The following is a 4,902-nucleotide window of genomic DNA, read 5'->3' on the forward strand; positions in this document are numbered from 1 at the left end:
GAACTCTAACCCTAGAGGGTTTACCCCATCGATGCTAGCCATCCCCCCTTTCGGGTTTCGGCTAAACGAATCGCACTCACGCACCATATTAAATCATTTATTATTACTCTTCACCCTCGCGACAGGTCATTGATTCCAGAAATGACCGCCTCCGTAGCACAAACTTCTTTTCTCAAAGGCAATCCCTATATGAAAATGCGCGACGAATTAGGAGTATTGTATTTGGATGCTGACTTTATTACCTTGTTTGGAGCTGACTGCGGTTAAATTGCTTTATCACCTAGATAATTAGCATTAATCAGTGTTATCCAATTTGCAGAGGGATTGACTCACCGATAAGCGGCGGTCAGAAGCCGTAGAGATGGGAAATATGCTTATTCGATTAAAAATTACTGATAGTGGTTTTGATAATTCAGTTTTAAGTGAATGGAGAAGTCGGTTAATTTCAGCAGGAATTGAAATTCAATTACTAGCTCGAATGCTAGCATATTTTCAACATAGAGGAGGGTTCAAAGCAAGAGGGAAAGCCAGAAGTGATTTGACTCATGTCATCGGAAGCCTTCGCAAAATGAATCGCCTAGAATGCGTTGGATAAACTTTACGTCATGCCTTAAATCAGTTAGCAACTGTTGCCGATAAATGGTTATTAACAGTAGTCAATCAGGATTGGTCTGAGCGTTATGGCACGAGATTTGAGCAATATCGCTTGCCGAAATCTGAAACTGAAAAACACAGCTTGGCATTGACTATTGGCGATGATGGCCATCACTTGTTGTCAGCTTTGTATGACCCCTTGAATCCTGAATGGTTGCGCCAGCTCAAAACGGTAGAAATTTTACGCTGTGTCTGGATACAGCAATATGGGTGGTGCAAAGGCAAAGTTTATTGGCGAGAAGCTGATAATTTACCGCCCCACAAGCAGTTAATTACTTCCCCTTACGATATCGAGGCTCGCAATCGGACAAAAAGAGATACTAATTGGACAGGTTATACAGTACATCTTACAGAAACTTGCGATCGAGATTTGCCTCATTTAATTACCAATATGGAAACGATACCCGCAACTACTGGAGATGTCGAAATGACTCAGGTGATTCATCAAGCTTTAGCTGATAAACACCTGTTACCACAAGAACATATTGTCGATACTGCTTATGTTGATGCTCAACACTTGCTCACCAGTGAGACTCAATTAGGCCTTGAACTCCTTGGCCCTGTACCCTCCAACTCAAGTTGGCAAGAAAAAGCCAAGCTGAGCTTTGAGCTTTCTTGTTTTACCGTTGATTGGGAGCATCGCCATGCTACTTGTCCGCAAGGCCACATCAGCAAATCCTGGCATCAACGCTGGGATAACTATGGCTATCCCGTGATTCAAGTCCGTGAACGTCGGCCCGATTGCGTGGCTTGCTCTGTTCGTTTTCAATGTACTCATTCACCGGCTATGGCTCGTGTTCTGACTCTCAAACCTCAACCTCTTTATGAAGCGGAAGCGAAGCTCTAGCCAAAGGTAGGGCTAGACAACATACCCAGGAGTTTAAGCAGCGTTATGCCCTACGGGCTGGTGTTGAAAGTTCGCTATCTCCAGGAATTCGTGTTTTTGGTTTGCGTGAGGCTCGTTATATGGGTCTTGCCACAACTCGTCTGCAACATATTGTGACTGCTGCTGCGATGAATCTGTCAAGAATGTGGGCATTTTGGCACCACATTCCGATTGGCTTGCCCCCTCTCTCTCGTTTTTTCGCTCTTTTTCCCTCTGCCTCATCATCGTTTTTTTCCATGATTATAGGATGTTTAGTTTCACCCTTTTTTAATTCGCCAACAGTCTCTTGAAACTGGGGCTACACCAACGAAGTAGATAAGATTCGGCGGTTGAAAGCACTGTATAGAGCCAAACGCAGTCTGCGGAGGCCGATTGGAACAAGTAAGGTGCTCTTCGGCGCACTTTACGCTATTTTGAGAAAAAACAAGCTTTCGTTAGTGGAGTTTTCAAACTGTCCACTCGCTGCGAGTCTTCCTTGAGACTCAAACCCTATCTACACCGTTGAAATATTTAGTAAAAAGCCCGATCGCACTGTTCACTTATCGAAACTGTCCCTTCCTCTCCTGACCGCTTCACTCACGCTATCTATTCTTTAAGTTAATGAACCAAAAGATATATTTGACTTAGAGGCACTATGCAGAAACAAATCATACGCCAAAAAGATACTAATGCTTGGATACTTCAGTGCTGGCTTTCTTTTATTCTTGCCATTTCCGCCACTACAGTAGGTATCATTTATTTACAGGTAGATCCCTGGCAAAAAGCTTTTATGGGTATGGGTTTAACTTTTTCAGTCGGCTCGTCTTTTACTTTAGCAAAAACCATTCGCGATAACAACGAGGCAACAACATTAACTGCCAGAATCGACGAAGCTAGAGTTGAGAAAATTCTCGCTGAACACCATCCTCTCAAATAAATTTGACTATACAATGTATACAAAAAACAGCCCGCGCGGGCTGTTTTTGTTCTTTGAGCCACAGGTTTCAAGCTGCGGATGGGAATTGGGGATTTCAATGGCTACCTTTGAACTTACGATCGCGCAACTTATTCTTTTGTCGCTGGCGAACACCGGCCTGAACCATCGCCAAATCCACCGGAAAACCAACGACAGGAATCACCTGATCCTTGCGTTCTTCTTCCAGATTCTTGAGCTCGGTGTAATCAACCCAGTGAATGCAATTCACCGGACAAGTGTCGATCGCCTCAGCAATCAACTCTTCAGAATCCCCGTCTTGTCGCACTACGCGCGATCGACCGTAATCCGGTTCAATATAAAAAGTATTGCGAGCAACGTGAGCGCAGTGCTTGCAGCCAATGCAGGTAATCTCATCAACATAGACACCTTTTTGGCGCAACACGCCGCCCAATTCCGGTTCCAAACCAGAGCGATCGGGCGCATCCCGCAAAAAACCTCCCAACTCCGGCTCTAAACCAGAGCGATCGCTTGCTGTATCTATTCCGAGTCCAGAAAGCTCAGACATTTAGACCCCCACAATAGTAAATAAGTCCGCGAAAGCGGACTTTGATGAAACAAGATTGCAAAAATGTCGAAAAATTATTAAGCGCACCAGCGCTGCACCACCAAGCGGAGTGAACCATCTTGATTTTGCTTTTGCTCAGAAATTTGGAAACCCTGCTTAGCGCTTTCATTCACCACAGTATGGTAAGCGTAGCGCTGAGTCACCTTATTCAGAAAACGGTCTACAGACCAAGCTTGCTGCCAAAACTGCAAGTCAGCCACTAATTCATACTCAGTCCCGTTCCAGCTAAAACCTACGTCGTAGCCGTTTTTTTGCTCAATCACGACCTCAGCGGTGCTGGTTAGGCCGCGATAGCCGCGCACCTCAGTCGGGCCCGACTTCCAGTCGATACCCAAGTCAGTTAAAGCAGCTTCCAAAGAATTCAAATTGCGGATCTGGGTCTTAATTTGGCTAAAATGTGACATGGTGGTTCCAAAAAAACTTAAGTGAACTCAACAAAAAAAATTACCAATCGCTAAAAGCCACTTGGGCCGTCGCTTCGGCTGACTGATGCAGCGCTTGCGTGAAATATTCAGATGTTGACTCTTGGTGAAGCACCACGCCGAGCTGAGCTTCAATTGCAGCCGTTACCTCAGCACAGGAAGCACCGACAATGCCGGTGACTGTTTCCTGTACGCGGCCATCTGGATAGATCACAAACTCTAGTGTTTCCATAATTCGGGCTGACTGAATAGGAATATTGAGAACAGACACCGACACCAGCAAGCCAGGGACGATGCCTCCTGAAGTAGCTTCTTGAGAGTTGGCTGACTGACAAAGCGCTATATCAATTTTGACGAATTGATAGGTTTTGAGTCACAACTTAACAGAACTTATTAATATGTAGAAGCAATACATCAGTTGTATGTAAAGTTTCGCGTAGATCGTGACAGCAGTCAAGTCATACATGAGTGGTGAATATTAGCAACGGCTATTTGGGATTGATCGTCGGGGAGGGAGGATGGATCGCGAGATAGTAGACCGAGGCTAAAGTGCCGTGTAATTCGCCCTATGGATAGTAAGCTAGTAAGCTGTTGGGCATCTAAATTTTATTTTTCGGGCGGGCGGGACACCCCAAAAAAATTCTATAGAAAGTGACGGTAAAACTTAGATGTCTCTGGGCTTATCTTTGCGTAAGTTTTGTAAACGTAAAATACGAACGCGCTTTAGATACCAACTTCTTAAAAAAGTCGGGGTTCTGGGTATTCTGTTTTTTCGGCGGAATTACTTATGAATTATTTTTAATTGATAACCCTGGCTTATAAAATTTCGGAGTCTAAAATCGATCGAATTACGCAGGATTATCTAACCAAGAGAGAAAAACTGGCTTTAACGATCGGAGTAGTTGAGCAAGGGCATCATTACATCAAAGGATTTGGCAAGCTCAGGGACACCGTTTCTGCTATTCCTAATGCTGGTAAAATTTACGAAATCGCTTCTGTAACTAAACTATTTACAGGAACAGTTCTGGCGAAATTAGTGAATGATGGCACTGTCGATCTACACGTTCCGATTCGTCTCTATTTGCCCCTAGAAGTCATCAACCAGTTAAATCCTGCCGTCCAATCTATCACCCTGCAACAGTTAGCAACCCATACCTCTGGACTACCCCGTTTGCCAGACATTTTCCTGGAAGAAATTCAATATCCCAGCAATCCTTACCTTGACTAAACGGCGCAGGAAATGTATGCAGATCTAGCAGAAATCACGCTGCTGAGCGAACCCGGTCAAAGCTACGAATACTCTAACTTTGGCATGGGCTTGTTAGTGGGACTTAAACAAAATTTAAGCCCAAATAAAGCCCAAACTGGCTTTGTGAGCAGCAAATACGTCCATATTTTT

At 44.3% G+C, this 4,902-nt stretch carries 5 protein-coding genes and 1 pseudogene; 3 read left to right on the forward strand and 3 right to left on the reverse strand.

Going from position 1 to position 4,902, the window contains the following annotated elements:
- Positions 1–102: 102 nt before the first annotated feature.
- A pseudogene (locus QUA27_RS26960) lies at positions 103–1,761 on the forward strand (transposase); the annotation flags it as partial.
- Positions 1,762–2,174: 413 nt separating this feature from the next.
- Positions 2,175–2,456 carry a YiaA/YiaB family inner membrane protein gene (locus tag QUA27_RS26965; RefSeq protein WP_190662287.1) on the forward strand — a complete coding sequence of 94 codons (282 nt, stop codon included), beginning with the start codon at positions 2,175–2,177 and terminating at the stop codon, positions 2,454–2,456.
- A gap of 94 nt (positions 2,457–2,550) precedes the next feature.
- Here the strand turns inward: QUA27_RS26965 and QUA27_RS26970 are convergent, their stop codons facing one another.
- From QUA27_RS26970 to QUA27_RS26980, 3 genes are all read right to left on the reverse strand, one after another.
- A complete protein-coding gene (locus tag QUA27_RS26970) occupies positions 2,551–3,021 on the reverse strand; it encodes a ferredoxin (RefSeq protein WP_333072088.1) in 471 nt (156 codons plus the stop codon).
- A 77-nt stretch (positions 3,022–3,098) separates the two neighbouring features.
- Positions 3,099–3,485 (reverse strand): DUF1257 domain-containing protein, encoded by a 387-nt coding sequence (locus tag QUA27_RS26975; RefSeq protein WP_242716193.1) that lies wholly within the window; start codon positions 3,483–3,485, stop codon positions 3,099–3,101.
- A 40-nt stretch (positions 3,486–3,525) separates the two neighbouring features.
- Positions 3,526–3,735: a DUF2997 domain-containing protein gene (locus QUA27_RS26980; protein WP_015176940.1), complete on the reverse strand. Its 210-nt coding sequence runs from the start codon at positions 3,733–3,735 to the stop codon at positions 3,526–3,528.
- A 570-nt stretch (positions 3,736–4,305) separates the two neighbouring features.
- Here QUA27_RS26980 and QUA27_RS26985 point away from each other — a divergent pair.
- Entirely contained in the window at positions 4,306–4,731 is a 426-nt protein-coding gene (locus tag QUA27_RS26985) for a serine hydrolase domain-containing protein (protein WP_333072090.1), read from the forward strand.
- Positions 4,732–4,902: the final 171 nt, after the last annotated feature.

Origin of the sequence: Microcoleus harperi Pol14_C6, assembly GCF_036701295.1 — a bacterium.
Lineage (GTDB): Bacteria > Cyanobacteriota > Cyanobacteriia > Cyanobacteriales > Microcoleaceae > Microcoleus.